This window comes from Rhizobium sp. ZX09, from assembly GCF_017357485.1.
GTDB lineage: Bacteria > Pseudomonadota > Alphaproteobacteria > Rhizobiales > Rhizobiaceae > Agrobacterium > Agrobacterium pusense.
In genome coordinates this window covers 223,130-249,213 of record NZ_CP031364.1, presented here as the reverse complement: position 1 = coordinate 249,213, position 26,084 = coordinate 223,130, and the positions used below count along the sequence as shown (strand labels likewise).

At 60.8% G+C, this 26,084-nt stretch carries 22 protein-coding genes; 14 read left to right on the top strand and 8 right to left on the bottom strand.

Annotated features, from left to right (window positions below):
- Positions 1 to 150 precede the first annotated feature (150 nt).
- The 5 genes from gltX to BTN45_RS15800 all read right to left on the bottom strand — a co-directional run bounded on the left by gltX (position 151) and on the right by BTN45_RS15800 (position 5,851).
- The gene (gene gltX, locus BTN45_RS15820) at positions 151 to 1,608 is read right to left on the bottom strand and encodes a glutamate--tRNA ligase (RefSeq protein ID WP_108081570.1); all 1,458 of its coding nucleotides are present in this window, start codon (positions 1,606 to 1,608) and stop codon (positions 151 to 153) included.
- Between the two features lie 213 nt (positions 1,609 to 1,821).
- Positions 1,822 to 3,594, bottom strand: coding sequence for an SLC13 family permease (locus BTN45_RS15815; protein ID WP_207589947.1), 1,773 nt, complete (start codon positions 3,592 to 3,594; stop codon positions 1,822 to 1,824).
- 115 nt (positions 3,595 to 3,709) lie between these two features.
- The gene (locus BTN45_RS15810) at positions 3,710 to 4,126 is read right to left on the bottom strand and encodes a hypothetical protein (protein WP_207589945.1); all 417 of its coding nucleotides are present in this window, start codon (positions 4,124 to 4,126) and stop codon (positions 3,710 to 3,712) included.
- Positions 4,127 to 4,224: 98 nt separating this feature from the next.
- Positions 4,225 to 4,971 carry a TerC family protein gene (locus BTN45_RS15805; protein ID WP_004445214.1) on the bottom strand — a complete coding sequence of 249 codons (747 nt, stop codon included), beginning with the start codon at positions 4,969 to 4,971 and terminating at the stop codon, positions 4,225 to 4,227.
- Positions 4,972 to 5,164: 193 nt separating this feature from the next.
- Complete coding sequence (locus tag BTN45_RS15800; protein ID WP_004445213.1) at positions 5,165 to 5,851, bottom strand: TetR/AcrR family transcriptional regulator; 687 nt, start codon at positions 5,849 to 5,851, stop codon at positions 5,165 to 5,167.
- A 163-nt stretch (positions 5,852 to 6,014) separates the two neighbouring features.
- Here BTN45_RS15800 and BTN45_RS15795 point away from each other — a divergent pair, with 163 nt between their 5' ends.
- The 11 genes from BTN45_RS15795 to BTN45_RS15745 all read left to right on the top strand — a co-directional run bounded on the left by BTN45_RS15795 (position 6,015) and on the right by BTN45_RS15745 (position 21,704).
- Entirely contained in the window at positions 6,015 to 7,226 is a 1,212-nt protein-coding gene (locus BTN45_RS15795) for an HlyD family secretion protein (protein WP_004445212.1), read from the top strand.
- Between the two features lie 34 nt (positions 7,227 to 7,260).
- Entirely contained in the window at positions 7,261 to 8,844 is a 1,584-nt protein-coding gene (locus tag BTN45_RS15790; protein WP_207589944.1) for a DHA2 family efflux MFS transporter permease subunit, read from the top strand.
- Positions 8,845 to 9,183: 339 nt separating this feature from the next.
- Positions 9,184 to 10,206 carry a LacI family DNA-binding transcriptional regulator gene (locus tag BTN45_RS15785; protein WP_045531595.1) on the top strand — a complete coding sequence of 341 codons (1,023 nt, stop codon included), beginning with the start codon at positions 9,184 to 9,186 and terminating at the stop codon, positions 10,204 to 10,206.
- A 103-nt stretch (positions 10,207 to 10,309) separates the two neighbouring features.
- Positions 10,310 to 11,764, top strand: a complete 1,455-nt coding sequence (gene xylB / locus BTN45_RS15780; RefSeq protein WP_022562746.1) for a xylulokinase — start codon at positions 10,310 to 10,312, stop codon at positions 11,762 to 11,764.
- Between the two features lie 227 nt (positions 11,765 to 11,991).
- Positions 11,992 to 13,302, top strand: coding sequence for a xylose isomerase (gene xylA / locus BTN45_RS15775; RefSeq protein WP_045531597.1), 1,311 nt, complete (start codon positions 11,992 to 11,994; stop codon positions 13,300 to 13,302).
- A 707-nt stretch (positions 13,303 to 14,009) separates the two neighbouring features.
- Positions 14,010 to 15,389, top strand: coding sequence for a GH1 family beta-glucosidase (locus BTN45_RS15770; RefSeq protein WP_207589937.1), 1,380 nt, complete (start codon positions 14,010 to 14,012; stop codon positions 15,387 to 15,389).
- 366 nt (positions 15,390 to 15,755) lie between these two features.
- Positions 15,756 to 16,385 carry an NAD(P)H-dependent oxidoreductase gene (locus tag BTN45_RS15765; RefSeq protein WP_004445205.1) on the top strand — a complete coding sequence of 210 codons (630 nt, stop codon included), beginning with the start codon at positions 15,756 to 15,758 and terminating at the stop codon, positions 16,383 to 16,385.
- Positions 16,386 to 16,752: 367 nt separating this feature from the next.
- The gene (locus tag BTN45_RS15760; protein WP_207591651.1) at positions 16,753 to 17,793 is read left to right on the top strand and encodes a methionine ABC transporter ATP-binding protein; all 1,041 of its coding nucleotides are present in this window, start codon (positions 16,753 to 16,755) and stop codon (positions 17,791 to 17,793) included.
- Entirely contained in the window at positions 17,783 to 18,451 is a 669-nt protein-coding gene (locus BTN45_RS15755) for a methionine ABC transporter permease (protein ID WP_004445202.1), read from the top strand. The genes BTN45_RS15760 and BTN45_RS15755 overlap by 11 nt, the downstream gene beginning before the upstream one ends.
- A gap of 33 nt (positions 18,452 to 18,484) precedes the next feature.
- Positions 18,485 to 19,264, top strand: a complete 780-nt coding sequence (locus BTN45_RS15750) for a MetQ/NlpA family ABC transporter substrate-binding protein (RefSeq protein ID WP_006699526.1) — start codon at positions 18,485 to 18,487, stop codon at positions 19,262 to 19,264.
- A gap of 196 nt (positions 19,265 to 19,460) precedes the next feature.
- A complete protein-coding gene (locus BTN45_RS15745; protein ID WP_207589935.1) occupies positions 19,461 to 21,704 on the top strand; it encodes a bifunctional diguanylate cyclase/phosphodiesterase in 2,244 nt (747 codons plus the stop codon).
- Between the two features lie 102 nt (positions 21,705 to 21,806).
- Here BTN45_RS15745 and BTN45_RS15740 read toward each other — a convergent pair whose 3' ends face one another.
- Positions 21,807 to 22,751, bottom strand: coding sequence for a rhodanese-related sulfurtransferase (locus BTN45_RS15740; RefSeq protein WP_004445192.1), 945 nt, complete (start codon positions 22,749 to 22,751; stop codon positions 21,807 to 21,809).
- Between the two features lie 5 nt (positions 22,752 to 22,756).
- Here BTN45_RS15740 and BTN45_RS15735 point away from each other — a divergent pair, with 5 nt between their 5' ends.
- Complete coding sequence (locus tag BTN45_RS15735; protein WP_207589933.1) at positions 22,757 to 23,008, top strand: hypothetical protein; 252 nt, start codon at positions 22,757 to 22,759, stop codon at positions 23,006 to 23,008.
- Positions 23,009 to 23,042: 34 nt separating this feature from the next.
- Here the strand turns inward: BTN45_RS15735 and BTN45_RS15730 are convergent, their stop codons facing one another.
- Both BTN45_RS15730 and BTN45_RS15725 read right to left on the bottom strand, forming a co-directional pair.
- Positions 23,043 to 23,951: a CHAD domain-containing protein gene (locus BTN45_RS15730; RefSeq protein ID WP_207589931.1), complete on the bottom strand. Its 909-nt coding sequence runs from the start codon at positions 23,949 to 23,951 to the stop codon at positions 23,043 to 23,045.
- Complete coding sequence (locus BTN45_RS15725; protein WP_006700246.1) at positions 23,935 to 24,423, bottom strand: CYTH domain-containing protein; 489 nt, start codon at positions 24,421 to 24,423, stop codon at positions 23,935 to 23,937. The genes BTN45_RS15730 and BTN45_RS15725 overlap by 17 nt, the downstream gene beginning before the upstream one ends.
- A 171-nt stretch (positions 24,424 to 24,594) precedes the next feature.
- Between BTN45_RS15725 and BTN45_RS15720 the strand changes: the two genes are divergently transcribed.
- A complete protein-coding gene (locus BTN45_RS15720; protein WP_006700245.1) occupies positions 24,595 to 25,233 on the top strand; it encodes a 2-dehydro-3-deoxy-phosphogluconate aldolase in 639 nt (212 codons plus the stop codon).
- A 108-nt stretch (positions 25,234 to 25,341) separates the two neighbouring features.
- The gene (locus BTN45_RS15715; protein WP_004445183.1) at positions 25,342 to 26,037 is read left to right on the top strand and encodes a tellurite resistance TerB family protein; all 696 of its coding nucleotides are present in this window, start codon (positions 25,342 to 25,344) and stop codon (positions 26,035 to 26,037) included.
- The last annotated feature ends 47 nt before the right edge of the window (positions 26,038 to 26,084 follow it).

The following is a 26,084-nucleotide window of genomic DNA, read 5'->3' as shown; positions in this document are numbered from 1 at the left end:
TCCGTCATCCTCGGGCTTGACCCGAGGATCCATTCTCCAGCCGGCACGTCTTCCTGTCGAAGCTCATCGAAACTGGCGTGGATCCTCGGGTCAAGCCCGAGGATGACGACCGTTGATGAGCGGGGTCAACAAAAGCCTCGCCGCTTTTTCCTACGTTCCGCTGCCAACCATCGTGGCCACAACGGCGATCGCAGCCTTCAGGCGCTGGCGCACGACGGAGCGGCCAAGCAGCGCCATCGAGTCAAACAGCGGCAGCGAGCGCGACGATCCGGACATGGCGACGAAAAGCGGCGGCGTGACGACGCGCAGCTTCTTGCCAGTGCGTTCGGCCACATCGCGCAACTCCGCCTCGATGGCTTCCACGTTCCAGTCGGGCATCTTTTCGAGGTCTGCGGCAACCGTGGTGAGGATTTCGTGGATTTCCTCCGGCTTGCTCTTCAGCCCGGCAAAGGAGGCGGGCGTCAGGCCAGCATCGCTTGCGAGCAGGAAGCCGGCAAGGTTCGGCAGCTCGCCGAGTTTGGAAACGCGGCTCTGCGCAAGCTTCAGGCCCTCGGTCAGGCGGGAATTCTCCATCGCCCATTCCAGTGTGCGGGCAATGAACTCTTCCGGCGAAAGCTTTTCGCGCAGCCAGCGGCCGTTCAGCCAATCGAGCTTCTGAATGTCGAAAATGGCGCCGGCCTTGGACAGCGCTTCCGGGTCGAACTTCGCGGCGAGCTCGTCCATGGTCAGAAGTTCTTCGCCCTCTGCGATCTGGATGAAGAACAGGCCGAGGAAGTTCATCAGCGCTTCCGGCAGGTAACCGAGCGCGGAATAATAGGAGATCGAGGTCGGGTTCTTGCGCTTTGAAAGCTTGGACTTGTCGGCGTTGCGCATCAGCGAGAGATGCATGAACACCGGCTCCTGCCAGCCGAAATAACGGTACAGCAGAATGTGCTTGGGCACCGAAGCCAGCCATTCTTCACCGCGCGCCACATGGGTGATCTTCATCAGATGGTCGTCGATGACGTTGGCCATGTGATAGGTCGGCATGCCGTCGGCCTTGATCAGCACCTGCATGTCGACGGAATCCCACGGGATCGAGACATCGCCATAAACGCCGTCATGGAAATCGCACGAGCCTTCGGTCGGGATTTTCATGCGCACGACGTTCGCTTCACCGGCGGCAACGCGCGCGGTCACTTCCTCGGCCTTCAGGTTGAGGCAGTGGCCATCGTATTTCGGCGGCTTGCCGGCGGCACGCTGGGCCTCGCGCATCTGCTCCAGCCGCTCGGGCGTGCAGAAACAGCGGAAGGCATGGCCCTTTTCCAGAAGTTCTTCGGCATAGGGCCAGTACATCGCCTTGCGCTCTGACTGGCGATACGGACCGTAAGGGCCGCCGACATCGGGGCCTTCCGACCAGGTAAGGCCGGTCCAGCGCAGGGCTTCCAGCACCTTCTGCTCATATTCGAGGGTCGAGCGGGTGGCGTCGGTATCCTCGATGCGCAGGATGAACTCGCCGCCGTGTTTCTTGGCGAAGAGATAGTTGAACAGCGCGATATAAGCGGTGCCGACATGCGGCTCGCCGGTGGGGGAAGGTGCGATGCGGACGCGAACGCCGGAAGTGGTCATGAATTTCACTCGTCGTGACGTGGCGGTGACATCGGGGCGGTTCCACCCTGATACCACGGAGTTTTCGTTTGGATGCGGCAGGACATCATGTCAAAAGGCGAAAGGAAAGTGCCTTTTTCATATGCCCGTTCGGCTTGGGCTTAGGCCATATTCTGCCGCAGGCGTCAAGGAAATATGGAGTCTCCAGAGGTCGGCCGGTCCTGCCGGCTGGCTTCAGTTGACCGGCCAGACGTAAAGCAGCATCGGAATGCTGGCGACGACGATCATGATCGACAGCGGCAGGCCAAGCCGCGGATAGTCGCTGAAACGATAACCGCCAGGACCCATGACCAGCGTATTGCACTGGTGCCCGATGGGGGTGAGGAAATCGCAGCCCGCGCCGATCGCCACCGCCATCAGGAAGGCCTCCGGCCGGAAACCGAGCGTGGTGGCAAAACCCGCGGCAATCGGCGCCATGACCAGCACCGTTGCGGCATTGTTGAGAAAGGGCGTAACCGCCATGGCGGTGAGCAGGATCATGCCAAGCGCGGCGAAGGGCGGCAGGCCCTGAGCCGCGTTGCCGAGCCAGGCGGCGATCAACTCGCTGGCGCCGCTGGTGCGCAGACTGTCGCTGACGGGAATGAGGGCGGCGAGCATCACGAGGATCGGGCCATCGACGGATTTGTAGACTTCGGTCAGCGGAATGGCGCCGACGACGATCATCATGAAGGCGGCTGCGAAAAAGGCGACCGAGACCGGGACCAGACCGCTGCCGGCCGCGATCATGGCCGCGGCGAGTACGAGGACCGGCAAAAGCGCGCGACGCTGTACGCCGAGCAGAATCTCCCGCTGCGCCAGCGGCAGCAGCGAAAATTCCTGCAGCACCTGCGGCAGGTTCTTGCGGCTGCCCTGTAAAAGGATGACGTCACCCGCCTGCAATGTCAGTTCCGAGAGCCGCTGGCTGACACGCTGGCCGCGCCGGCTGACTGCAATCAGGTTGACGCCACGCGTATAGGACAGCGCGAGTTCCCGCGCCGAAATGCCGTTCAGAACGGATTCGTTGCTGATGACGGCCTCCATGGAAATGAGATCGGCGGTTTTCTGGCCGTTCTCCATCAGGGGCTTGCCGGAAAGCAGCAACTTTGCCTGGGAGACGATGCGGTCGAGGCCTTCCGGGCTACCTTCGAGCAGAACCGTGTCTCCGGCCTTCAGCGTCACGTCGGGAAAGGGGGAAATGCGCCGCGGTCCGCGCAGGATGGTGCTGGCAATGACATCGCCATCGGCCTGCTTGAGAAGTTCGCGCAGCGGCTTTTCCGCAAAGCTATTGTCTGCAGGCAGCGTCGCTTCGGCGGTATAGGCGGACTGGTCGAGAATATCCTCGACAGAGGCCTTTTCCCGGTTGCGCACCGGCAGCAACCGATAACCGAAGGTCAGGAAGATGATGCCGATGAAGGTGAGGCCAGCCCCAACGGGCGTGAAATCGAACATCGAGAAGCTCTCACCGGTCATCTCCTCACGCAGGCGTGAGACGACGATGTTCGGCGACGTGCCAATCTGCGTCATCAGCCCGCCCAGCAAGGCGGCAAACGCCATGGGCATCAGGTAATAGGAAACCGGGCTTCCGGATTTGCGGGCGAACTGGAACGCGACGGGCATCATGATGGCGAGTGCGCCAATGTTCTTGATGAAGGCCGACATGACGGCGACGACGATCATCAGGAAGGCGAGCTGCAGGCCTTTTGAATGCATCTCGGGGAAATATTTCTTGATCGTCATGTCGACGATGCCTGAACGCGCCACCGCCGAACTGACAACCAGCGCGCTGCCGACGATGATGACGATATCATCCGAAAAGCCGGAAAATGCCTTGTCGAAAGGCACGACGCCGAGTGCTACAGCCACCAGCAGCGCGCTGCAGGCGACGACGTCATAACGAAACCTGTCCCAGATGAATGCCGCCATCATGCCGGCGATGACGACGAAGGCGAGAATCTGGTCTGTCGTCATTTGTGCGGGTTACTTTCGCATGCGGGGGATGGAATCGTATTTGCTTTTTTTTGTCAGGGACCTGCTCATCAACGCAAGTGCGGGGCGGGAGTTCCTCGTGCCTGCGCACATCATTTCATTGCTTGAAAAATGCCTCGATAAAACGTGTTGCCTCGTCAGATATGCCGACGATCTTGTCTGTCGCCTGGCGGTAAAGTTTGAAATTGAGTTCGGTCTCAGGCTGCCCGTCCTCCCAGTCCCGGAAATCCCGCAACTGTGCCCGGCCGAGAGGACGCCAGGCCGTTGCCGTTCTCTTTATGGTGAGATCGACCCGGGGCGTTTGGCGCGCGATGCCCGGTCTGCGGGCAATTGCCCGGGTGGCTGTCACGACGCCGCTCGCAATGAGGCCGTGCCCGCCCTCATTTTCGCTGGCAAACAGGAAAACAGTATCGCCCGCCGTGATGGTCTTGCCGCCATACATGGTTTTCTGCGCGGTGAATGCGAAAGTTTCCGCGTCGGGGTCTGAGATTTCCGCTTTAATGACGAAAGCCATGTTCTCGTCCCTTCGGGCGATGCCATGTGTCGGCCCCCCTTGGTCCGGTTATGCAAGGCCCGCATGCTGCGGGCCCTACCAGTCGTTGCAGCTATCACTCAATGCAGCTGTTTGTTCTTTCGCCTTGCATTGCGCGCCAGCATGTTGAGCAGTTCCACCAGTGCCGAGAACGCCATGGCGGCATAGACGTAGCCCTTGGGAACATGGAAGCCCATGCCTTCGGCGATCAGTGTCGTGCCGATCATCATCAGGAAGGCGAGCGCCAGCATGACGATGGTGGGGTTGCGCTCGATGAAATTGGCGAGCGGCGTTGCGGCCAGCAGCATGACTGTCACGGCCACGATGACGGCGACGATCATGATCGGCAGGTGAGGGGTCATGCCGACGGCGGTGATGATACTGTCCACCGAGAAGACGAGGTCGAGCAGCAGGATCTGGCCGATGGCGGCGCCGAAATTCATGCCCACAGGGCCGCCCACCAGGTCTTCCTTGTGGTCTTCCGGGTCGACATTGTGGTGAATTTCCTTGGTCGCCTTCCAGACGAGGAAGAGACCGCCGGCGATGAGGATCATGTCCTTCCACGAGAATGGGTGGCCGAAGGCTTCGAAGACCGGTGTGGTGAGCTGCACGATCCAGGCGACGGTACCAAGCAGGCCAAGGCGCATGACGAGCGCGAGGCCTATACCGATCTTGCGGGCTTTTTCGCGCTGTTCAGGCGGCAGCTTGTTGGTGAGAATGGAGATGAAGATCAGGTTGTCGATGCCAAGAACGACCTCCATGACGATCAGTGTGACGAGCGCCACCCAGGCGGCGGGGTCCGACAGAAGAGGGAGAATGGACTCCATCAGGTATGTTTTCCTTTCAGCAACAAGGCCAGCCGATATATTCGGTGGGTGGAATTTATAGCGCAATACGCGAGAAACAAGGAGATAGCTCCTGTGTTTGGCAAGATTTCATCGAAATTTCGCGCAAACCGCGTATCGGACGCCATCGCCTTGCCGGCCTGATGCCGGTCAGGCCGTCCCTTGCTGAATGGTCTCAGGCCTTGTCTGTTCCGTAAGCCGCCATGAATACGTTGATGGCGCTGCTGATAACCCGGTCCAGTTCCTCGTCGGGAACCGGGCCTTCCAGTTCGCCGAACAGCCGCAGCTTGAAGAAGGTGCCGGTGGAAAGCTCGATATATTGCCGGGCGGCCAGTTCAGGATCGTCCACTTTCAGGTGGCCGATTTCGACCTGATGTTGGATGAAATCCAGGAGCACGGTGCGCACGTTGTTCGGAGCCGACAGGAAAAAGCGCTGCGCCAGTTTTGGCATGCGATCGATGACGCCGAGCACCGAACGCATGGCGGGGATCATGTCCGAACAGATCATCTTGTTGGCAAAGGCCTTGCCGAACTGCTCCAGCCCCTCGCGCACCTCCTCGGTGCCCTCAAGGATATGGCGCATGGAGGTGGCGAATTCGTTGCGATGGTGATCGACGAGCGCAACGAACAGATCCTCCTTGTTGGAGAAATAGACGTAGATCGTGCCCTTGGAAACGCCCGCTTCACGCGTGATGTCGTTCATGCTGGCCGCATCGAAGCCCTTGCGCTTGAACACACGCCAGGCACCTGCCAGAATCTGCTCGCGTTTGGCCGGGTCTTCGCCCGCCGCAAAACGCCCGGCGGCATTGCCCGGACAGCCCGTTTCCGTTTCCGTCTCCATATCCCTGTCTTCACCTGCCATCGCTACCGCCCTCATAGCATCACAACGGCGTAAAAAAAATTAACCGAACGTCGAACCAATCGGTTCGATAACACTTGATATGTGTCAGGAAAGAGATTATGTCAATCGAACCGAACGGTTCAGTTCGAAAAACTTTCTTCAATCTATCACGGTAAGCTCTCTCATGTCGGCCCAGAAGAATAATGCGGTTCGCGCCGTCAACGATGCGGAAGAGGCGGATATCTCCGCCAAGGCCGAGACCTCTCCCGCAAAGCCGGCGGAGGCGCCTTCCCAGCAGCCGCAGGCAGCGCCGGCACCAAAGCAGAAGAAGCGCTCGAAGCTTCTGCCTGTCATTGCCATTGCACTGCTGGCCGGTGCTGGCTGGTACGGTTACAACTGGTGGATCGATGGTCGCTTCCTGGTGTCGACGGACGACGCCTATATCGAAGGTGACATCGCGGTCATTGCGCCGAAGGTTTCCGGTTACGTCGCCAGGGTGAACGTGGTCGAGAACCAGGAAGTCAAGGCGGGCGACCCGCTGGTGACGCTTGACGACGGCGATTATCGTATCGCGCTTGACCAGGCCGAAGCGCAGATCCGCACCGAGGAACTGTCTCTGAAGCGTATCGATGCGCAGATCATCGGCGGCGAAGCGGCGCTCGAGCAGGCCGTTGCCCAGAAGGGCGCGCTGGATGCAGCCCTTCGTGGTGCGGAAATCACCCAGAAGCGCGCAAGCCAGCTGCAGGCAAAGGATGTCGGCACGGTTGCCGCGTCCGATAATGCGCAGGTCGCGCTCGATCAGGCCAAGGCGAATGTCGTCGCCGGCGATGCCGCCATCGCCTCGGCCAAGGCCAATGTGGAGCTCCTGCGCGCCCAGCGTCAGGAGGCGGAAAGCACCATCCGTTCGCTGCAGCTGTCCCGCGACAAGGCGGCCCGCGATCTGTCCTTCACGGTTCTGAAGGCGCCTTATGACGGCGTTATCGGCAATCTCGCGGTACAGAATGGCGATCTGGTGTCTGTCGGCAAGCGTCTGGCTTCGCTGGTGCCGATGAACGAGCTTTATATCGACGCCAATTTCAAGGAAACGCAGCTCGCCCGCGTCGTACCCGGTTCGAAGGTGCGCGTGCATGTCGACGCCTTTGACGACGCGACGATCGAAGGCACGGTCCAGTCGATCTCGCCGGGTTCCGGCTCGGTCTTCTCGATGCTGCCGCCGGAAAATGCGACGGGCAATTTCACCAAGGTCATCCAGCGCGTGCCGGTTCGGATCGTCTTCTCCAAGGAAGACCTCGAAAAGCATAATCTGCGCGCGGGCCTCAGCGTTGTTGTCGATGTCGATACCCGCACGGCGCCGGAAACCACCAGAACGGCGCAAGCTAATCCGCAGGCCAAGTAAGGCGCGTCTTTGACGCACCGTTGAGGGCAAGATCATGGCGGCTACGGTTGTCGGTACGGGCGGGGCGTCCATCCCCGCCGATCCTCCGATGGACAGGCGCAGGCTCATCGCATTCTTCGCGATGGTCTTCGGCATGTTCATGTCCATTCTCGACATTCAGATCGTTTCCGCCTCGCTTGCGGAAATCCAGGCCGGCCTCGGCGCCGGCTCGGATGAGATCGCCTGGGTGCAGACGTCCTATCTGATCGCGGAAGTCATCATGATCCCGCTATCGGGCACGCTGGCGCGCATCCTCTCCACGCGCGTGCTCTTCGCCACCTGTGCTGCGGGCTTCACGATCTCGAGCGCGCTCTGCGCCACTGCCACCAATATCGACCAGATGATCGTTTACCGCGCGATCCAGGGCTTTATCGGCGGCGGCATGATCCCGTCGGTCTTTGCGGCCGCCTTCACCATCTTCCCGCCGTCCAAACGCTCGGTCGTCTCACCGATCATCGGTCTCGTCGCCACGCTCGCGCCCACCATCGGCCCGACGGTCGGCGGTTATCTTTCCAACGCCTTTTCCTGGCACTGGCTGTTTCTCGTCAACGTCATCCCCGGCATCATCGTCACCATCCTGACATGGAGCCTGATCGATTTCGACAAGCCGGAGCGGTCGCTCTGGAAGAAGTTCGACTGGTGGGGACTGATCTCCATGGCCGTATTCCTCGGCTCGCTGGAATATGTGCTGGAAGAGGGTAACAACAAGGACTGGTTTAACGACGAGCACATCGTCATGGGAACGGTCGCCATGGTTATCGGCGCGGTCGTCTTTTTCTGGCGCGCCTTCAAGGTAGAGTTCCCCGTGGTTGATATCCGCGCCTTTGCGGACCGCAACTTCTCCATCGGCTCGCTGTTCTCCTTCGTCATGGGCATCGGGCTTTACGGGTTGACCTATCTCTACCCGCTCTATCTCGGCCGGGTGAGGGGATATGACGCGCTGATGATCGGCGAGACCATGTTCGTGTCCGGCCTTGCGATGTTCTTCACCGCGCCGATTGCCGGCAAGGTCTCCACCAAGCTCGATCCGCGGGCGATGATGGCCATCGGCTTCATCAGCTTCGGCTGCGGCACCTGGATCATGACGCATGTGACGACCGACTGGGATTTCTACGAGCTGCTGATCCCGCAGATCCTGCGCGGTTTCGGCCTGATGATGTGCATGGTGCCGATCAACAACATCGCGCTCGGCACCCTGCCGCCCGCCCGTATCCGCAACGCCTCCGGCCTGTTCAACCTCACGCGTAACCTCGGCGGCGCCGTTGGTCTTGCCGTCATCAACACCATGCTGTCGCAGCGCACGGACGACCATTATGTGCGTCTGGCCGAACATATCAGCTATTCCAACCCCAAGGCGCTGGAATGGCTGAACAGTGTCGGCGCCAACTATGATTCCTACGGGCTCGATGGCGCATCCGTCGCGGTCAAGAAAATGGTCGGCATGGTCTCGCAGCAGGCATGGATTCTAGCCTTCGCCGATGTGTTCTTCGCGCTGACGCTGCTGTTTTCCAGCCTGATCTTCATGACGATCCTGATCCAGAAACCCAAGGCAGCGCCGCCACCAGACGCGGCGCACTGATAACAATCCCCTCCCATCCACCGCAGAGCTGGGGCCGTCGGAAATGACGGCCCCTTTTTTGTTTTGGATATGGAGCGAGCGTGGGCGGCAATTTTCTTCTCCCCGCCGGGGAGAAGTCCGCGGCAGCGGGATGAGGGGGCAAGTGTGCGGTCTATCGCTGGCGGTTCCCCCTCATCCGACCCTTCGGGCCACCTTCTCCCCTCGGGGAGAAGAAACACGCGGCAACGCGGGCGAAAGAACACCGACGGATCGCCGTCTTGCATCGAATTATGAGGTACGTACATCATTTTTCGATTTACGGCGGCGGCAAAGCTGGATATGCAGGAGGCGGGAGGAGCCATGAAGCCGACAGTTCACGATATCGCCGAGCGGGCGGGCGTCAGCCTCGCCACCATAGACCGCGTGCTGAACATGCGTCCCGGCGTGCATGCCGCAACGCGGGCGCGGGTGGAAGCGGCCATTGCCGAACTGGGTTACGTGCGTGACATCGCCGCCGCCAATCTGGCCAAGGGGCGCAATTATTCGATGATCTTCATCCTGCCCGGCAACGACAATTCCTTCATGGCGACGCTGCGCGCCGAGGTACGGGCTGCGGCCAGCCGCTCGCATCTGGAGCGGACGGCGATCCGCGTTATCGAGGTGCCGCCGTTTAATGCTGCGGCTCTGACCGAGGCTCTGGAAGTTGCGCGCCGGGAAAAACCATCCGGGGTGGCCTTCGTCGCCACCGATTCCGAAGATGTTGCGGAGGCCGCCGACCGGCTGGCGGAAGACGGCATCGCCACGGTGACGCTGGTGTCGGACCTCTCGGGTTCGAGGCGTGATCATTATGCAGGTGTGGACAACGTCGCCGCCGGGCGCACGGCGGCGAGCCTGATGGGACGTTTTCTTTCCGGGCGCGGCGGAGATGTCGCCGTTGTGGCCGGCTCCATGCTGGTGCGGGACCACCGCGAGCGTCTGGAAGGGTTTCGCGCCGTCATCGAGGCAGAGTTTCCCCAGGCGCGGCTGCTGCCGGTGCTGGAGGGCAGGGACGATCCGGTGACCGTCGAGGCGCTGGTGCGCGAGGCGCTCGGCAATGCAACCCTCGCCGGCATTTACAGTCTCGGTGCCGGTAATCGAGGTCTCATCCGCGCGCTTGGGGCGGTAGATGACGAAAGACCGCTTTCGGTCATTGCCCATGAGCTCACCGAAACCACCGCCAATGCGCTACGGCAAGGGCTGCTGGATGCCGTGCTCAACCAGGACGCGGGTCACGAGGTGCGCAGCGCCATCCGCGTCCTGAAGGCGCGCGCCGATGGTCTGCCCGTCATCGCCGCGCAGGAACGTATTCGTATCGACATCTTCCTCAGGGACAATCTTCCCTGAAGAAACTCTTCCGAAGGAAAAGTGGCCGCCGGTTTTCCCTCTGGCGGCGGCTTTAAAAAACCGCATGAACTTTGGCGCATGGCGCGCCGGAATGGAGAAATACATGTATCTCGGTCTCGATCTTGGCACTTCAGGCGTCAAAGCCCTGCTGATGGACGGCGATCAGAAAATCATCGGCTCGGCCAACGGCTCGCTGGATGTCTCGCGCCCGCATCATGGCTGGTCGGAACAGGACCCGGCGGACTGGATCGCCGCGACGAAAACCGCAGTTGCCGGCCTGAAGCAGAAGTTTCCGAAAGAGCTTGCCGCGGTGAAGGGCATCGGCCTTTCCGGCCAGATGCACGGCGCCACACTTGTCGATGCCGATGGCAAGGTGCTGCGCCCCTGCATTCTCTGGAATGACACCCGCTCCCATGCCGAAGCAGCCGCACTCGATGCTGATCCGCGCTTCCGCAAGATAACCGGCAATATCGTCTTCCCCGGCTTCACCGCGCCGAAGCTCGCCTGGGTGGCAAAGAACGAACCTGAAGTCTTCGCAAAAGTCGCCAAGGTATTGCTGCCGAAGGATTATCTGCGGCTGTGGCTGACCGGTGAGTATATCTCGGAAATGTCCGACTCCGCCGGCACCTCCTGGCTCGATACCGGCGCTCGCAAATGGTCTTCCGACCTGCTTGCCGCGACGGGGCTCGATGAAAAACACATGCCGTCTCTGGTGGAAGGCACGGATGAGGCGGGCGTTCTGCGCGCCGAGCTTGCCTCCGAATGGGGCATTTCCGGCCGGGCCGTGGTTGCCGGCGGAGCGGGCGACAATGCCGCCTCGGCCTGCGGCATGGGCACGGTGAAGGAAGGTCATGCCTTCGTGTCGCTCGGAACCTCTGGCGTGCTTTTTGCCGCCAATGCCTCTTATCTGCCGAAGCCGGAAAGCGCAGTTCATGCTTTCTGCCACGCGTTGCCCAATACCTGGCACCAGATGGGCGTCATTCTCTCCGCCACGGATGCACTGAACTGGTATTCGCGGCTGACAGGCCAATCTGCCGCCGATCTGACCGGCGAACTCGGCGACACGCTGCTTGCACCGACTGGCGTCACTTTCGCTCCCTACCTTTCCGGCGAGCGCACACCGCACAATGATGCTGCCATCCGCGGCTCCTTCATCGGCCTTTCGCATGAGAGCGACCGCAAGGCGCTGACGCAGGCCGTGCTTGAGGGCGTGACCTTCGCGATCAGAGACAATCTCGAAGCCCTGAAATCCGCCGGCACCTCGATCTCTCGTGTCACCGCCATCGGCGGCGGCTCGCGTTCGGCCTATTGGCTGGCGTCGATTGCTACGTCGCTTGGTGTGCCAGTGGATATTCCCGCCGAGGGCGATTTCGGTGCGGCCTTCGGTGCCGCGCGTCTCGGCCTGATTGCCGCGACCGGAGCTGATCCGGTGGCGGTGTGCTCGCAGCCGGAGACGGCGCGGACGATTGAGCCGGTGGCTGATCTGGCCGATGCCTATGAGGAGGCTTACCGGCGGTATCACGCGGTTTATCCGGCGATTAGGGGGCTTTCGCATTGAGACACGGCGTGTGGGGCTTCACCCCCCTCTGCCCTGCCGGGCATCTCCCCCACAAGGAGGGAGATCGAATCGCCGCACCGTCCCGGCCATCTCTAACGCAGCGGAGGATGCGCCGAAGTTAACGTCTTGCCGATCTCCCCCCTTGAGGGGGAGATGTCCGGCAGGACAGAGGGGGGTAGCCACACCCTCCATCAATTAAACCTAACCCACCAAGGAGGAACCACCCAATGAGCACAGGCTTCTTCGGCGATATCGCCAAGATCAAATATGAAGGCCCCGACAGCACCAATCCGCTGGCCTTCCGCCACTACAACCCTGATGAAATCGTCGCGGGCAAGCGCATGGAAGACCATCTGCGTTTTGCGGTGGCCTACTGGCACACCTTCACCTGGCCGGGCGGTGACCCCTTTGGCGGCCAGACGTTCGAGCGTCCATGGTTTGAAGACAGCATGCAGGCCGCGAAACTGAAGGCCGACGTGGCGTTCGAATTCTTCTCGCTGCTCGGTTCGCCGTTCTACTGCTTCCACGATGCCGACGTACGGCCGGAAGGCAAGAACTTCGCGGAAAACACCAAGAACCTCAACGAGATCGTTGATTATTTCGCGCAGAAGCAGGCCGATACCGGCGTGAAGCTGCTGTGGGGCACGGCCAACCTCTTCTCCAACCGCCGCTTCATGTCCGGTGCCGCGACCAATCCGGATCCTGACGTCTTCGCTTTCTCCGCTGCAACGGTCAAGACCTGCATGGACGCCACCAAGAAGCTTGGCGGCGCGAACTACGTTCTGTGGGGCGGCCGCGAAGGCTACGAAACGCTGCTCAACACCGATCTGTCGCGCGAGCTCAACCAGCTTGGCCGCTTCCTCAATCTGGTGGTGGAATACAAATACAAGATCGGTTTTGAAGGCACGATCCTGATCGAGCCGAAGCCGCAGGAGCCGACCAAGCACCAGTACGACTATGACGTCGCCACCGTTTATGCCTTCCTGCAGAAGAACGGTCTCGACAAGGAAGTGAAGGTCAATATCGAGCAGGGCCACGCCATCCTCGCCGGCCACTCTTTCGAGCACGAGCTTGCCATGGCCAACGCCTTCGGCATTTTCGGCTCCATCGACATGAACCGCAACGATTACCAGTCCGGCTGGGATACGGACCAGTTCCCCAACAACGTGCCGGAAATGGCGCTCGCCTATTACCATGTTCTTGCCGGCGGCGGCTTCAAGAATGGCGGCACCAACTTCGATTCCAAGCTGCGTCGCCAGTCGCTCGATCCGCAGGACCTGCTGATCGGCCATATCGGTGGCATGGATTGCTGCGCCCGTGGCCTCAAGGCGGCGGCGAAGATGATCGAGGACGGTGCGCTTTCGAAGCCGCTCAAGGAGCGTTATTCCAAGTGGGATTCGCCGGAAGCCCAGAAGATGCTGCGCGGCGAGCTGAAGCTCGACGAGATCGCGGCATTGGTCGAGCGCGAGGATATCAACCCCGAGCCGAAATCGGGTCGTCAGGAATATCTCGAAAACGTGGTCAATCGTTACGTTTGACGTGATGGAGGGGGTGACGGCAACGTTGCCCCCTCATCGCCCCGCTGCGCTCCGGCACTTCGCCCCGGCGGGGAGAAGAACAAGCTTCACGCTCCTTGCCAAACGCGGCGGGCTCGGCACATTTCTTCTCTCCGCCGGAGGAGCCCAAAGGGCTGGATAAGGGGCCCCGCTCTCAGTTCTGCTCCAGAAGAAGCGGACAACTCTGCGCCACCCCTCCATCCTTTTCAGTCACTTCCGAAAAAATTCTTCCTCTCCCATCCCCATTGCCTCCGTTGGCTGCATCATTCCTCCCGCAACCGGAACGGAAGGGCGATACGCGCGGCGCCTTTTGCGAACCGGTTGCCGGCATCGACAAGCATGGTTCTGGTAGACCGTGTTTCGGAGAGGCGTCCCGCACGGCCAGAGGCGGGAAGGGCTGATCGGATAGATGTCGTGAAAAGGCTGTAAGCGAGAGGCCATGATCATGGTCTCTATAATGCGGCCCGGTGCATGCAAATACTTCCACCAATACCTGTTCCACCCGCATTCACCGGGCCTGCCTTCCACGCCGCCGGCCGAGCGCCGCGGCGACGTTTGCGCATGCAAAGCGCTTTGGGCCTGTTCACCGCGCATCCTGAAACGTTGTAGATTCCGCCGAGCCCGACTGTACCTCGCAGGCGACATGGTCTAAACCGCTGCTGATCTTTTCACATCCGATGGACTCTCCGATGACCGATCCCAAAACGCTCGCAGCCCGTTTCCCCGGCGATTTCCTGTTTGGCGTCGCAACTGCCTCGTTCCAGATCGAAGGTTCCACCAAGGCGGATGGCCGCAAGCCCTCCATCTGGGATGCCTTCTGCAATATGCCGGGCCATGTCTTCGGGCGTCACAATGGCGATATCGCCTGCGATCATTACAATCGCTGGGAGGAAGACCTCGATCTCATCAAGGAGATGGGGGTGGAGGCCTATCGTTTCTCGATCGCCTGGCCGCGCATCATTCCCGATGGTTTCGGGCCGATCAACGAGAAGGGTCTGGATTTTTACGACCGCCTCGTTGATGGCTGCAAGGCACGCGGGATCAAGACCTATGCGACGCTGTACCATTGGGATCTGCCGCTGACCCTGATGGGGGATGGCGGCTGGGCTTCCCGCTCCACGGCACATGCCTTCCAGCGTTACGCCATGACCGTCATGGCCCGCCTCGGCGACCGGCTGGATGCGGTGGCGACCTTCAACGAGCCTTGGTGCGCGGTGTGGCTCAGCCATCTCTATGGCATCCACGCGCCGGGCGAGCGCAACATGGAGGCCGCGCTTGCCGCCATGCACCATATCAACCTCGCCCATGGTTTCGGCGTGGAAGCTTCCCGCCATGTCGCGCCGAAAGTGCCGGTGGGGCTGGTATTGAACGCCCATTCCGTCATTCCCGCTTCCGATGGCGAGGCTGATCTGAAGGCGGCCGAGCGGGCCTTCCAGTTCCACAATGGCGCGTTCTTTGACCCGGTCTTCAAGGGCGAATATCCCGCCGAAATGATGGAAGCGCTGGGTGATCGTATGCCCGTCGTTGAGGCGGAGGACCTCGGCATCATCAGCCAGAAGCTCGACTGGTGGGGCCTGAATTATTACACGCCGATGCGCGTTGCCGACGACGCGACACCGGGCGTGGAATTCCCCGCGACTATGCCCGCACCGGCGGTCAGCGATGTGAAGACCGATATCGGCTGGGAGGTTTACGCTCCGGCGCTGCATACGCTGGTCGAGACGCTCTACGAGCGTTACGACCTGCCGGAGTGCTACATCACCGAAAACGGCGCCTGCTACAATATGGGCGTCGAAAACGGCGAGGTGAATGACCAGCCGCGTCTCGATTATTACGCCGAACATCTCGGCATCGTCGCCGATCTCATCCGCGATGGTTACCCGATGCGCGGTTATTTCGCCTGGAGCCTGATGGATAATTTCGAATGGGCCGAGGGATACCGCATGCGTTTCGGCCTCGTCCATGTGGATTATGAGACCCAGGTGCGGACGGTGAAGAATAGCGGCAAGTGGTACAGCGCGCTGGCTTCGGGTTTTCCGAAGGGGAACCATGGGGTTGCCAAGGGGTGAGGTTTTTTCCCCTCATCCCTGTGCTTGTCACAGGGATCTAGCCAGCCCAAGTCCTTGGGCTGAGGGGAGTCTTTCCGCCACGCGGACGCGTGTGGGCTAAATTCCTGTGACAAGCACAGGAATGAGGGTGGGGAGGCCGGCTGATGCGTAAAATTCAACGTCGACTCTTGACGGGCGAGGGCACGAAGCCTGTCCGCAATAAAGTTCTATCCCCTTATTATCAGTTTTCCAAACTTTTTTGTCGGTTACCCCACGGTGCCTGCTTGCGCCTGCCGTCCCGGCTCCTATGTGAGACGGGCTACGAAGCGTAGCGCCCATCCTGCCGTCAAGGGGCAGGGCGGGCTGGTCCTCCCAGGGAAAACGAACATGCTTATCGAAAAACTTAACTGGCGTTATGCCACCAAGAAAATGGACCCTTCCAAGACGGTGTCCGAAGACAAGGTTGAGCGCATTGTCGAGGCAGCGCGGCTGGCGCCCACCTCCAGCGGTCTTCAGCCCTTTGAAGTCATCGTCGTCACCGATCCGGAAGTGCGCGCCAAAATCCGCGAGATTGCCTGGAACCAGGCGCAGGTGACCGAAGGCTCGCATCTGCTGGTCTTTGCGGCGTGGGATAATTACACCGAAGAGCGGATCAACCATATGTTCGATCTGGTCAATGAAGAGCGCGGCATCAAGAATGAAGGCTGGGAAGCCTATCGCCAGATGCTGCTTAACACCTATCCGCAGCGCGATCAGCAGGTGAATTTCGAGCACGCCGCCCGTCAGGCCTATATCGGGTTCGGCATGGCTGTGGCGCAGGCCGCCTTTGAGGGTGTGGATTCCACTCCGATGGAAGGTTTCGATCCTGCCAAGCTCGATGAAATCCTTGGCCTGCGTGAGAAGGGTCTGCGCTCCGTCACCATCCTGCCGCTCGGTTATCGCCAGCCGGAAGGCGACTGGCTGGTGAACCTGAAGAAGGTGCGCCGTCCCGCCGAAGAATTCGTCAGCCGCGTCTGATTCAAGGTACTCGCAAAATCTTGACTGCCGCAGGGCTGCACACGCGGCTTTGCGGTAGATTTTTCCTCTCTTTTCAGATAATTGAAAAAACATCCCTGTTAAAAGGTGGCGTGTGCGGGCAAGTATGCGCCATCGAATTGCCGATCCCCGGCATTTCTGAGTGAAAGCCTGACGAAATGACCCGGAAAATCAGCTGTCATCGAATGTGCCCGAAGGCTGCATGAAGAGAGCGGTTCAGCACCGCAACAGGATTTTTTGAGACCCGATCCGTCACGCATTCCCAGAGTTCACAATGAGTTTTCCATCCAGTGCGGCCTCGCCCGCGCGCCAAGAACAGGCGGTCCCTGAAGGGGCGGCAAAGGAGCCGATGGTCACGTTCGAAGGCGTGACCAAGACCTTTGGCGGCACGGGCGGCAAGCCCGGCTTCGCAGCCCTTGCCGGTATCGATTACGCCGTGCCGAAAGGCTCCATCACCGGCATCATCGGTCGTTCCGGCGCCGGCAAGTCCACGCTCATCCGCCTCGCCAACGGCCTTGAAAAGCCTTCGACCGGTCGTGTGATCGTCGATGGCGTCGATGTTGCGGCGCTCGATGAAAAGAGCCTGCGCACGCTGCGTCGTTCCGTCGGCATGATCTTCCAGCATTTCAATCTCCTGTCCTCGCGCACCGCTTTCGATAATGTGGCGCTGCCGCTCGAAATATCAGGCATGGGCAAGAGGGAAATCGAGACCCGCGTTGGACCATTGCTTGATCTCGTCGGGCTCTCCGATAAGGCAAAGCGTTATCCGGCGGAGCTTTCCGGCGGCCAGAAGCAGCGTGTCGGCATTGCCCGTGCGCTCGCCACCCAGCCGAAGCTGCTGCTGTCCGACGAAGCAACCTCCGCGCTCGATCCGGAAACGACACAATCCATTCTCGAACTGCTGAAGCGCATCAATGCCGAACTCGGTCTGACCGTGCTGCTCATCACCCACGAGATGGAGGTGGTAAAGACCATCGCGTCGCAGGTGGCCGTCATCGACAGGGGACTGATCGTCGAGCAAGGCACGACTTTCGACATCTTCACCGCCCCGAAACACGAGACCACCCGCAGCCTGCTGTCGTCCTCTGTCGGCGTGAAGCTGCCGCACTGGGTTACCTCTGGTCTCAAACCGCAGGCAGCGGAAGGCGATCGTGTTCTGGTGCGTCTGGTGTTCTTCGGCGAAACGGCCTTCCAGCCGCTGACAGCCCGTCTCGTTGCCGAAATCGGCCCTGATGTGAACATCCTCGCCGGCACCATTGAGGAAATTTCCGGCGAACCCTTCGGTTCGCTTGTCGTCTCCTATCCGGCCTCGGCTGAGGTTACGGCGCGCGCCGATCGCTTTTATGCTGAAACCGGTCTTCACACGGAGGTGCTCGGTTATGTCGCCTGATATGATCTTCAGCCTTCTGCTGAAAGGGCTGTTGCAAACCCTTCACATGGTTGCCGTTTCCGGCATCGTTGGGTCCATCATCGGCGTGCCGATGGGCGTTTTCCTCGCCACCAGCGGCAAGGGCGAACTGTTTCCCGCGCCCATGACCAACCGCATCCTCGGCCTCATCGTGAATGCGGCGCGCTCCACGCCCTTCATCATTCTTGTCGTGGCGATCATTCCCTTCACCCGTCTCGTGGCCGGCACATCGATCGGCACCAGCGCCGCCATCGTGCCGCTGACGGTTGCGACCGTGCCCTTCATCGCCAGGCTGGTGGAGGCGGCGATCCGCGAGGTGGACAAGGGTCTGATCGAGGCCGCCCGCGCCATGGGTGCGACCCCGCTGCAGATCGTCACCAAGGTTCTGCTGGCTGAGGCCAAGCCCGGCATCACGCTGGCGCTCACGCTCACGCTGGTCAGCCTCATCGGTTATTCGGCCATGGTGGGCGCGGTCGGCGGCGGCGGGCTGGGCGATCTCGGCATCCGCTACGGTTACCAGCGCTTCATGCCAGACGTGATGCTGGCCGTGGTTCTGGTGCTGATCGTGCTGGTGCAGCTGGTGCAGAGCGCCGGCGACCGGCTGGCGCGCAGCTTCGACAAGCGTACACGGAAGAATTAACTGCGTTCATAATAACAACCCAAGGAGACACCCATGAAAAAACTTATTCTCGCGGCATCCCTCGCCGCTCTCTTCACCGCCGGTCAGGCGCTGGCCGAGACGATCAAGATCGGCGTCACCCCCGCCGAACACGCGCAGATCATGGAACAGGTGAAGAAGATCGCGGCCGCCAAGGGTCTCGATATCGATATCGTCGAATTCTCCGATTATGTCGTGCCGAACCAGGCGCTGAACGATGGCGAGCTGCAGGCCAACTCCTTCCAGCACCAGCCTTACCTCGACAACCAGATCGCTGACCGCAAGTTCGATCTCGTCAGCGTCGGCACCACCATCACCACCCCGATGGGCGTTTATTCCAAGAAGGTGAAGAGCCTTGACGAGCTGAAGGATGGCGCGACGGTCGGTATTCCGAACGATCCCACCAATGGCGGCCGCGCCCTTCTGGTTCTTGCCTCCAAGGGCCTGATCAAGGTCAAGGAAGAAGCTGGCCTCAAGGTAACGCCTGCCGACATCACCGAAAACCCGAAGAACATCCAGATCGTCGAACTCGACGCCGCACAGCTGCCGCGCTCGCTTGACGATACCGACGCTTCGGTCATCAACACCAACTATGCCACGGCAGCCGGCCTGAACCCGAAGAAGGACTCCATCGCCATCGAAAGCGAAAAGTCCCCTTACGCGAACGTCATCGCCGTTCGCACGCAGGACAAGGACAAGCCCTGGGTGAAGACACTGGTGGAATCCTACCACAGCCCGGAAGTGAAGGCCTTCATTCTGGAGAAGTATAACGGCACGGTTATCCCGTCCTGGTAATCGCTCCATCACGATGAAAATGATGACCTCTCCCGTTCGCGGGGGAGGTTTTTTGTTTTACGGACGGGCGCAAATCCACTTTTCCTGAAAAACCTCCGTTCTTTCCAGAAAGGATTTTTCAGATTTGCGGTCGGGCTGTCGTTTTGTACCCGTTGTTTTTTGGGTCGGTGTTACCGCGCGGCTTAACGGCTTTTGAATGTTTCCTTCGCAAGATGATGCTTTCGAAGGGGATTTTATGCGGATTGCGCCGCGCAACATTGGGGACTATTTGCCGGTCGGGCGCAGAACCGCCGTCGGCGTTGTGCTGTCCACCTTCGCGCTGGTGCTTCTCATCGTTACGGCGCTCGTCCTCTCCGCTCTCGGTCAGGTCCGGGAAAAGGCCAACCTGCTCGACAGTGCCCGTTCACGCGAGACGACGGCGGGAGCTCTCGTCACTTTTCGCGAACAGCTTGGTGCGACGCTCAACGATTACGCCGCCTGGGACGATGCCGCCGAATATGTCTATGCTCCTGATCGCTTCGACTGGGTGGCCAGCAATTACGGCGACATGACGGCCAATAACGAACTTTTCGATACTGCCGTTATCATCGACGAGGATGACAAGGTCCGTATGGCTTATCAGAATGGCAAGCCGGCGAAATGGGTGCCCGGCACCTATTTCGCCGCCGGCCTTCCGGAAATGATCGAACGGGTGCGGTCCATGCGTCCCGGCGTCACCTCGCAGGTCACGGGTTTCGTCAAAACCGCGGATGGTATCGCCGCTGCCGGTGTTGCGTTGGTGCGGCTCAAATCGGGAGCGCTGCCGCCGGTCGGCGCGGAGCGGCGCTATCTGGTTTTTGCCCGTCATCTCACCCAGGCGACGGTGAACAAACTCGCCCGCAACTACGTGATCGAGGGCCTGGAGCTGCAATATGGCGACGGAACGGCCGCCAACCACGTGGATATCGTCAATCCGCTGGGGCAGGTGCTGGCACGGCTCGTCTGGCGGTCGCACCTGCCCGGAGATGTCAGTTTTCATGAGGCGCGGCCGGTCGTCTTTACCGCGCTCGGTATCGCCGGCACGTTCTTTCTGGTGCTGCTCATCATCGGTTCGGCCACGCTCGATCGTCTGAAGGCGGATGAGGCGGCGGCGCGGGAAGAGGCTCTGCGCGATCGGCTGAGCGGCCTCAATAATCGCGCCGGTCTCTTCGCGAGGCTGGACCGCATGGTCGCCAGGGCAAGCCACGACAAGACGGATATCAAGCTGCTTTATCTCGATCTCGACGGCTTCAAGGAAATCAACGATTCCTACGGCCACGCGGCGGGTGACCGGCTCATCAAGGGCGTGGCGGCGGCGCTCAGGGTGCTGGTGCCGGAAGGCGCGGTTCTGGCGCGGCTCGGCGGCGACGAATTCGCCATCGCCATTCAGGGCGACGACGTGTGGGTGGAAGGCCGCAAGCTCTGTCTGTCACTGCTGGAACTCTTCACCGAACCCTTCAGCATAGGCGAGCGTGTGGCAAGTATCGGCTGCAGCATCGGCACGTCGATCTCGCGGTCGGGGGACATCAATGGTGAGGAATTGCTGCGCCGCGCGGATATGGCCATGTATCAGGCCAAGGAAAACGGCCGCGGTCGTTACGTGTCCTACGAATTGAAAATGGATGCGCTGCGCGAGGAAAAACTGCAGCTCGAGGCCGATCTTCGCTCCGCCATTTTGAACGACGAGATACAGGTGGTTTATCAGCCCGTCGTCAACGCCGCCACGCGCTGCATTACCGGGGTGGAGGCGCTGGCCCGCTGGCAGAGGCCGGGATATGGCTTCGTCCCGCCCGACATATTCGTCGCCGCTGCCGAGACGAGCGGTCTCATCGACCGGCTCGGCCTGCTGGTGCTGCGCAAGGCCTGCGAGACAGCACAGCATTGGCCGTCCATCAAGCTGTCGGTCAATATTTCACCCGTGCAGTTCCGCAATCCGGCCTTTTCCGGCCATGTCGCGGATATTCTGGATGCGACGAAGACGCCGCCGGAAAGGCTGCGGCTGGAAATGACGGAAGGTTATTTCATCCAGCACCCGGAGCGGGCAAGTGCGGCGATAGACAAGCTGAAACAGCTCGGCCTGCATATCGCGCTCGACGATTTCGGCGCCGGCTTCGCCAGCGTTGGCTATCTGCGTCGCTTCGGCTTCGACAGGATGAAGATCGACCGTTCGCTCATCATGGCGCTCGACAAGGGCGGCCGCTCGCTGGAAATGCTGCAGGCGACCGTGGCGCTGGCGAAATCACTCGACATTCCGGTCACGGCCGAAGGTGTGGAAACGGAAGAGCAGGCGGCCATACTGCATCTGTGCGGCTGCGACGAATTGCAGGGTTACCTGTTCTCAAAACCGGTCGCGGCGGAAGAGATCACCGCCATGCTGGACGGGCAGGATGCGCCGCTCTTTGCGCTGCGGGCGGGGGCGTGAGGTTCTCGACGTGTCGCTTCTCGTTTCTTCTCCCCGGCGGGGAGAAGAAACACGCGGCGCCGCTCTATCCAAATTTAGATACAGTCCTATAGCTACCTGGGCTTACCGCCCAAGATGCCGCTCGCCGCGCTTCTTTGCCAGGTCGATCTGCTGTTGCCGGTCGCGGAAGCGCTGGCGGTCTTCTTCGCTGCGCTCATCGTAGCAGCTCGGGCAGGAGACGCCTTCCTCGAACTTGGGTGACAGGCGCACTTCCGGGGTGATCGGGTTGCGGCAGGCGTGGCACAGCTGGTGGTCTCCTTCGGCCAGGCCATGCACCACCGACACACGCTCGTCGAAAACGAAGCAGGCGCCCTCCCACAGGCTTTCTTCTTCCGGCACTTCTTCCAGATACTTCAGGATGCCGCCCTTGAGGTGATAGACCTCGTCGAAGCCCTGCTCCTTCATGAAGGCCGTGGCCTTTTCGCAGCGGATGCCGCCGGTGCAATACATGGCGATCTTCGGCTTGTTGTGCAGGCCGGGATTGTTCTTCACCCAGTCCGGAAACTCGCGGAAGGTTTTCGTCTTCGGATCGACTGCACCCTTGAAGACGCCGATGGCGGTTTCGTAATCGTTGCGGGTATCGATGACGATCGTGTCCGGGTCGGAGATCAATTCGTTCCAATCGCGCGGGTCGACATAGGTGCCGACGATCCGGTTCGGATCGATATCAGGCACGCCCATCGTGACGATCTCTTTCTTGAGCTTCACCTTCAGCCGCACGAAAGGCATGTGCGAGGCGCGGCTTTCCTTGTGCTCCAATGCGGAAAATTCCGGCTGGGCGCGCAGGAAGGAAAGCACGGCGTGAACGCCTGCATCCGGGCCGGCGATCGTGCCGTTGATGCCCTCGGCGGCCAGCAGCAACGTGCCCTTCACGCCGTTCTTCTGGCAGAGCTCGAACAATGGCTCACGCAGGCTCTCGAACCGCGGCAGGCGGGCGAAATGGTAAAGCGCGGCCACAAGGAAATCGCCAGAGACTTCCGGGCGGGGGAGAATGGTCGTGTCGGTCATGGCCGGTGAAATACAGCGACGGCGGCCGCAAAGCAATATTTATCGGTGTGTTCGGGTATTTTGAAAATCGTCAATCGGGAGGATTTGTGGGCTTCCTGTCATTCCTGCTGCCGTGTGCAGGCAACGGGATGTCGCAATGCCGCCTCCGTCATTCCGGCCTTGAGCCGGAATCCAGCCGACGCGCGTCTGCGCGGCGGGACAAGTCTTTTCAGCCCAAGGACTTGGGCTGGCTGGATTCCGGCTCAAGGCCGGAATGACGGAGGTGAGCGAGCGCCGAAAGTGGCGTTTGGCCTACTTCGCCGCCTGCCGCCACAGCAGGCCGACGATGCGGCTTTCCGTGCTGGCAGATTCGGAAAAGACCTCATCTGCCAGTTCAAGGCCTTCGGCACGCAGCGCCTGCTGCCGTTCGATGATGGCGTCGAGCAGCAGCGCCAGCCGTTCGCCGTTGCCAAAGCGGTCGGGCTCGCGGTCGGCCACGGCGGCGAGAACCGAGAGATCGTGTTCGTGGCCGAGAATGTCGACCAGTCGCTTGGTATCGGCGCGCTTGGCGCGCATGGCGGATGGCCAGATACGCCTCATCAGACCAAGATGCATCCAGTAGGTCTGGCCGGCCTTGCGCAACTCATGGAAATGCTCGACATCGGCCCGCTCGTGGCAATCGGCCAGCGCCTGTCGCGCCCGTTTCCTCTGCCGCGCCCAGCTTGTCCTCAGCAGCCGGGCGCTGTCCTTGAGCTCATCCGGCAGCGATAGCGTCTTCAGCCGTTCACGTCCCGCCTCGCAGCCGGTGATGGCCGCAGAAATCGCCTCGTCGAGAGCGGCCTCGTATTTCACCGCATGATCCCGACGCGCGCGCAGCATCGCCGTGATGGACCGCAGCGCCTCACCCTGTGTATCGGAGAGCGCGAAAGCCTCCAGATATTCCGCCGTTTCCACCAATGCCGTCGCATCACGGGCGAAGGCGAGCGAACGGGCAATATCCCGGAAGCGGGCATTTTCCTCTCGGCTGAAATCCGGCGCCGCCTTACGGATGAGGCGGTAGAGGGCTCGCAGCCGCTTGAAGCGCTTGCGCGCATCGTGCACGGCCTCGTGCGGGCCGGACGGACGGTCACGCAGGATGGTGACCGTCTCTTCGATCAATTCTAGGCCGGCGCGGCGGATTTCATCGTCAAAGGGCTTTTTCGGATCAATTCTGAAAGGCATCCGACAGATCTCCGCTCTGGTCGTCCGTGGCCAGGGACTGGTTGGAAAAGCGCCTGTCGCCCGTCACCTCCCTGCCGAGCCAGGCAGGAAGATCCGGATCGGCATTTTCGTCATCCATCTCCACTTCCGCCACGATAAGCCCCTTATATCGGCCTTCGAAAACATCGATCTCCCAGGTGAAGCCGCCGTGATCAACCGTGTGCCGCGTCTTCTCGATCACCACGCCGGGCGCGCTGGCCATCAGTTCCTCGGCATCTTCCAGCGGGATGGGATATTCATATTCGTCGCGGACGAGCGCGCTTGCGCCGATCTTGATGGTGAGTGTCGCGTCACGCCCGTCGACGATCCTCACCCTGACCGAACGATTTTCCATGGAGGCGACATAGGCCTGCCGGAAAGCCATGCTATGCGTTACCTCATCGCGCCATTCACCGCCTGCAACAAGAAACTTCCGTTCGATTTCCTTGGCCATGCTGTCTCCGCAAACTGGTGCGCCAGACTATCGCAAGACAGCGTGATGAAGAAGCGAATTGATTGAAGTATCAGGGCAAAAAATGGCCTTGCCATGCCTCGACATCAAAGCCGGGGCAGGCTAATCGGTAAACGGGATTTCAATCGTTTCAATCGCGCAAGGAGGCTCATCTTGGCCCAGGACTCCGAAAAACTTCTCTCCATCCTGAAACTTCAGCCGGTCGTGCCGGTGCTGATCGTGGATGACGCCGCCTCCGCCGTGCCGCTTGCGCGTGCTTTGGTCGCTGGCGGTCTGAAGGCAATCGAGATCACCATGCGCACGCCGGCCGCGCTGGACGCCATCCGTGCTGTTGCGGCGGAAGTGGAGGGCGCCAATGTCGGCGCCGGCACCATTCTCAATGCGAAGGATTTCGAGGCGGCTGCCGAAGCCGGTTCCACCTTCATCGTCAGCCCAGGCATCAACAAGAGCGTGCTGGAAGCCGCGCGCAGCTCCAGGGTGCCGCTGCTTCCGGGCGCCGCCACTGCCAGCGAAGTCATGGCGCTGCGTGACGAGGGTTACAAGGTGCTGAAGTTTTTCCCGGCCGAGCAGGCTGGCGGCGCACCTTATCTCAAGGCGCTGTCTTCGCCGCTCGCCGGCACCGTCTTCTGCCCGACCGGCAGCGTATCGCTCAAGAACGCCAACGACTATCTCTCCCTGCCGAACGTCGTCTGCGTCGGCGGCTCCTGGGTTGCCCCACGCGAACTGGTGGCGACGGGTGACTGGGCGGGCATCACCAAGCTTGCCGCCGAAGCCGCTGCGCTGCGCGGCTGATTTGTCTCCTGTCAAACCCGTTCACGAAGGCGTGAGCGGGTTTGACATTTATAATCTGCCCACGGCTTCCTATCTCCCCTGTAGATTTGACCTCTACAGGAGATTTTGATGTTCGACGCCAAGAAGCTTCTTGAACAATTCCTCGGCTCGCAGGTGCCGGGCCTTTCGGGAAGCGTCCGTGACAGAGCCGGGCAGGCCGCCGATATCGCCAAGAACAATCCCCTCAAGGCCGGTGCTCTCGCCGCCGCAATCCTGGGCACCAAAACCGGCCGCAAGCTCGCCGGCAACGTCGCCACCATCGGCGGTGTCGCCGCCATCGCTGGCCTCGGTTACCTCGCCTACAAGAATTACAAGTCAGGACAGGCGCCGGAAGCCGCGCCTAAACCAGAGCCGGAACTTCTCGCTCCGCCCGCCGATTCCGCTTTCCATCCGCAGTCGCCGGCGCTTTCCAATGATTTCGCGCTGAAGCTCATCCAGGCCATGATCGCGGCTGCCAAGGCCGACGGGCATATCGATGAGAAAGAGCGCGCCAATATCATGGACAAGGTGCAGGTTTCCGGCCTCGATAGCGAAGCCGAGCGTTTCCTCGAAAAGGAACTGGCCGATCCGCTCGACATCGACGCGCTGGTGGCCGCTGCCCGCACGGAAGAGCAGAAAGTGGAGCTTTATACCGCCTCGCGGCTTGCCATCGAGGCCGATACGCGGGCGGAGCGGGGGTATCTCGATCTTCTTGCCGGGCGGCTTGGGTTGCCGGATGCGCTGGTGGATCACATCGAGGCGACGGTGGTGGCGGCGAAGGTGTAGGTTGGCGTTTGGACTTGGGCATGAAGGTTTGAGCGTGTGGCCCACCG

Excerpts from the sequence above, each read along its gene's own strand:
- gltX (WP_108081570.1), bottom strand. The coding sequence starts at position 1,608 with ATGACCACTTCCGGCGTTCGCGTCCGCATCGCACCTTCCCCCACCGGC.
- BTN45_RS15815 (WP_207589947.1), bottom strand. The coding sequence starts at position 3,594 with ATGACGACAGACCAGATTCTCGCCTTCGTCGTCATCGCCGGCATGATG.
- BTN45_RS15810 (WP_207589945.1), bottom strand. The coding sequence starts at position 4,126 with ATGGCTTTCGTCATTAAAGCGGAAATCTCAGACCCCGACGCGGAAACT.
- BTN45_RS15805 (WP_004445214.1), bottom strand. The coding sequence starts at position 4,971 with ATGGAGTCCATTCTCCCTCTTCTGTCGGACCCCGCCGCCTGGGTGGCG.
- BTN45_RS15800 (WP_004445213.1), bottom strand. The coding sequence starts at position 5,851 with ATGGCAGGTGAAGACAGGGATATGGAGACGGAAACGGAAACGGGCTGT.
- BTN45_RS15795 (WP_004445212.1), top strand. The coding sequence starts at position 6,015 with ATGTCGGCCCAGAAGAATAATGCGGTTCGCGCCGTCAACGATGCGGAA.
- BTN45_RS15790 (WP_207589944.1), top strand. The coding sequence starts at position 7,261 with ATGGCGGCTACGGTTGTCGGTACGGGCGGGGCGTCCATCCCCGCCGAT.
- BTN45_RS15785 (WP_045531595.1), top strand. The coding sequence starts at position 9,184 with ATGAAGCCGACAGTTCACGATATCGCCGAGCGGGCGGGCGTCAGCCTC.
- xylB (WP_022562746.1), top strand. The coding sequence starts at position 10,310 with ATGTATCTCGGTCTCGATCTTGGCACTTCAGGCGTCAAAGCCCTGCTG.
- xylA (WP_045531597.1), top strand. The coding sequence starts at position 11,992 with ATGAGCACAGGCTTCTTCGGCGATATCGCCAAGATCAAATATGAAGGC.
- BTN45_RS15770 (WP_207589937.1), top strand. The coding sequence starts at position 14,010 with ATGACCGATCCCAAAACGCTCGCAGCCCGTTTCCCCGGCGATTTCCTG.
- BTN45_RS15765 (WP_004445205.1), top strand. The coding sequence starts at position 15,756 with ATGCTTATCGAAAAACTTAACTGGCGTTATGCCACCAAGAAAATGGAC.
- BTN45_RS15760 (WP_207591651.1), top strand. The coding sequence starts at position 16,753 with ATGGTCACGTTCGAAGGCGTGACCAAGACCTTTGGCGGCACGGGCGGC.
- BTN45_RS15755 (WP_004445202.1), top strand. The coding sequence starts at position 17,783 with ATGTCGCCTGATATGATCTTCAGCCTTCTGCTGAAAGGGCTGTTGCAA.
- BTN45_RS15750 (WP_006699526.1), top strand. The coding sequence starts at position 18,485 with ATGAAAAAACTTATTCTCGCGGCATCCCTCGCCGCTCTCTTCACCGCC.
- BTN45_RS15745 (WP_207589935.1), top strand. The coding sequence starts at position 19,461 with ATGTTTCCTTCGCAAGATGATGCTTTCGAAGGGGATTTTATGCGGATT.
- BTN45_RS15740 (WP_004445192.1), bottom strand. The coding sequence starts at position 22,751 with ATGACCGACACGACCATTCTCCCCCGCCCGGAAGTCTCTGGCGATTTC.
- BTN45_RS15730 (WP_207589931.1), bottom strand. The coding sequence starts at position 23,951 with ATGCCTTTCAGAATTGATCCGAAAAAGCCCTTTGACGATGAAATCCGC.
- BTN45_RS15725 (WP_006700246.1), bottom strand. The coding sequence starts at position 24,423 with ATGGCCAAGGAAATCGAACGGAAGTTTCTTGTTGCAGGCGGTGAATGG.
- BTN45_RS15715 (WP_004445183.1), top strand. The coding sequence starts at position 25,342 with ATGTTCGACGCCAAGAAGCTTCTTGAACAATTCCTCGGCTCGCAGGTG.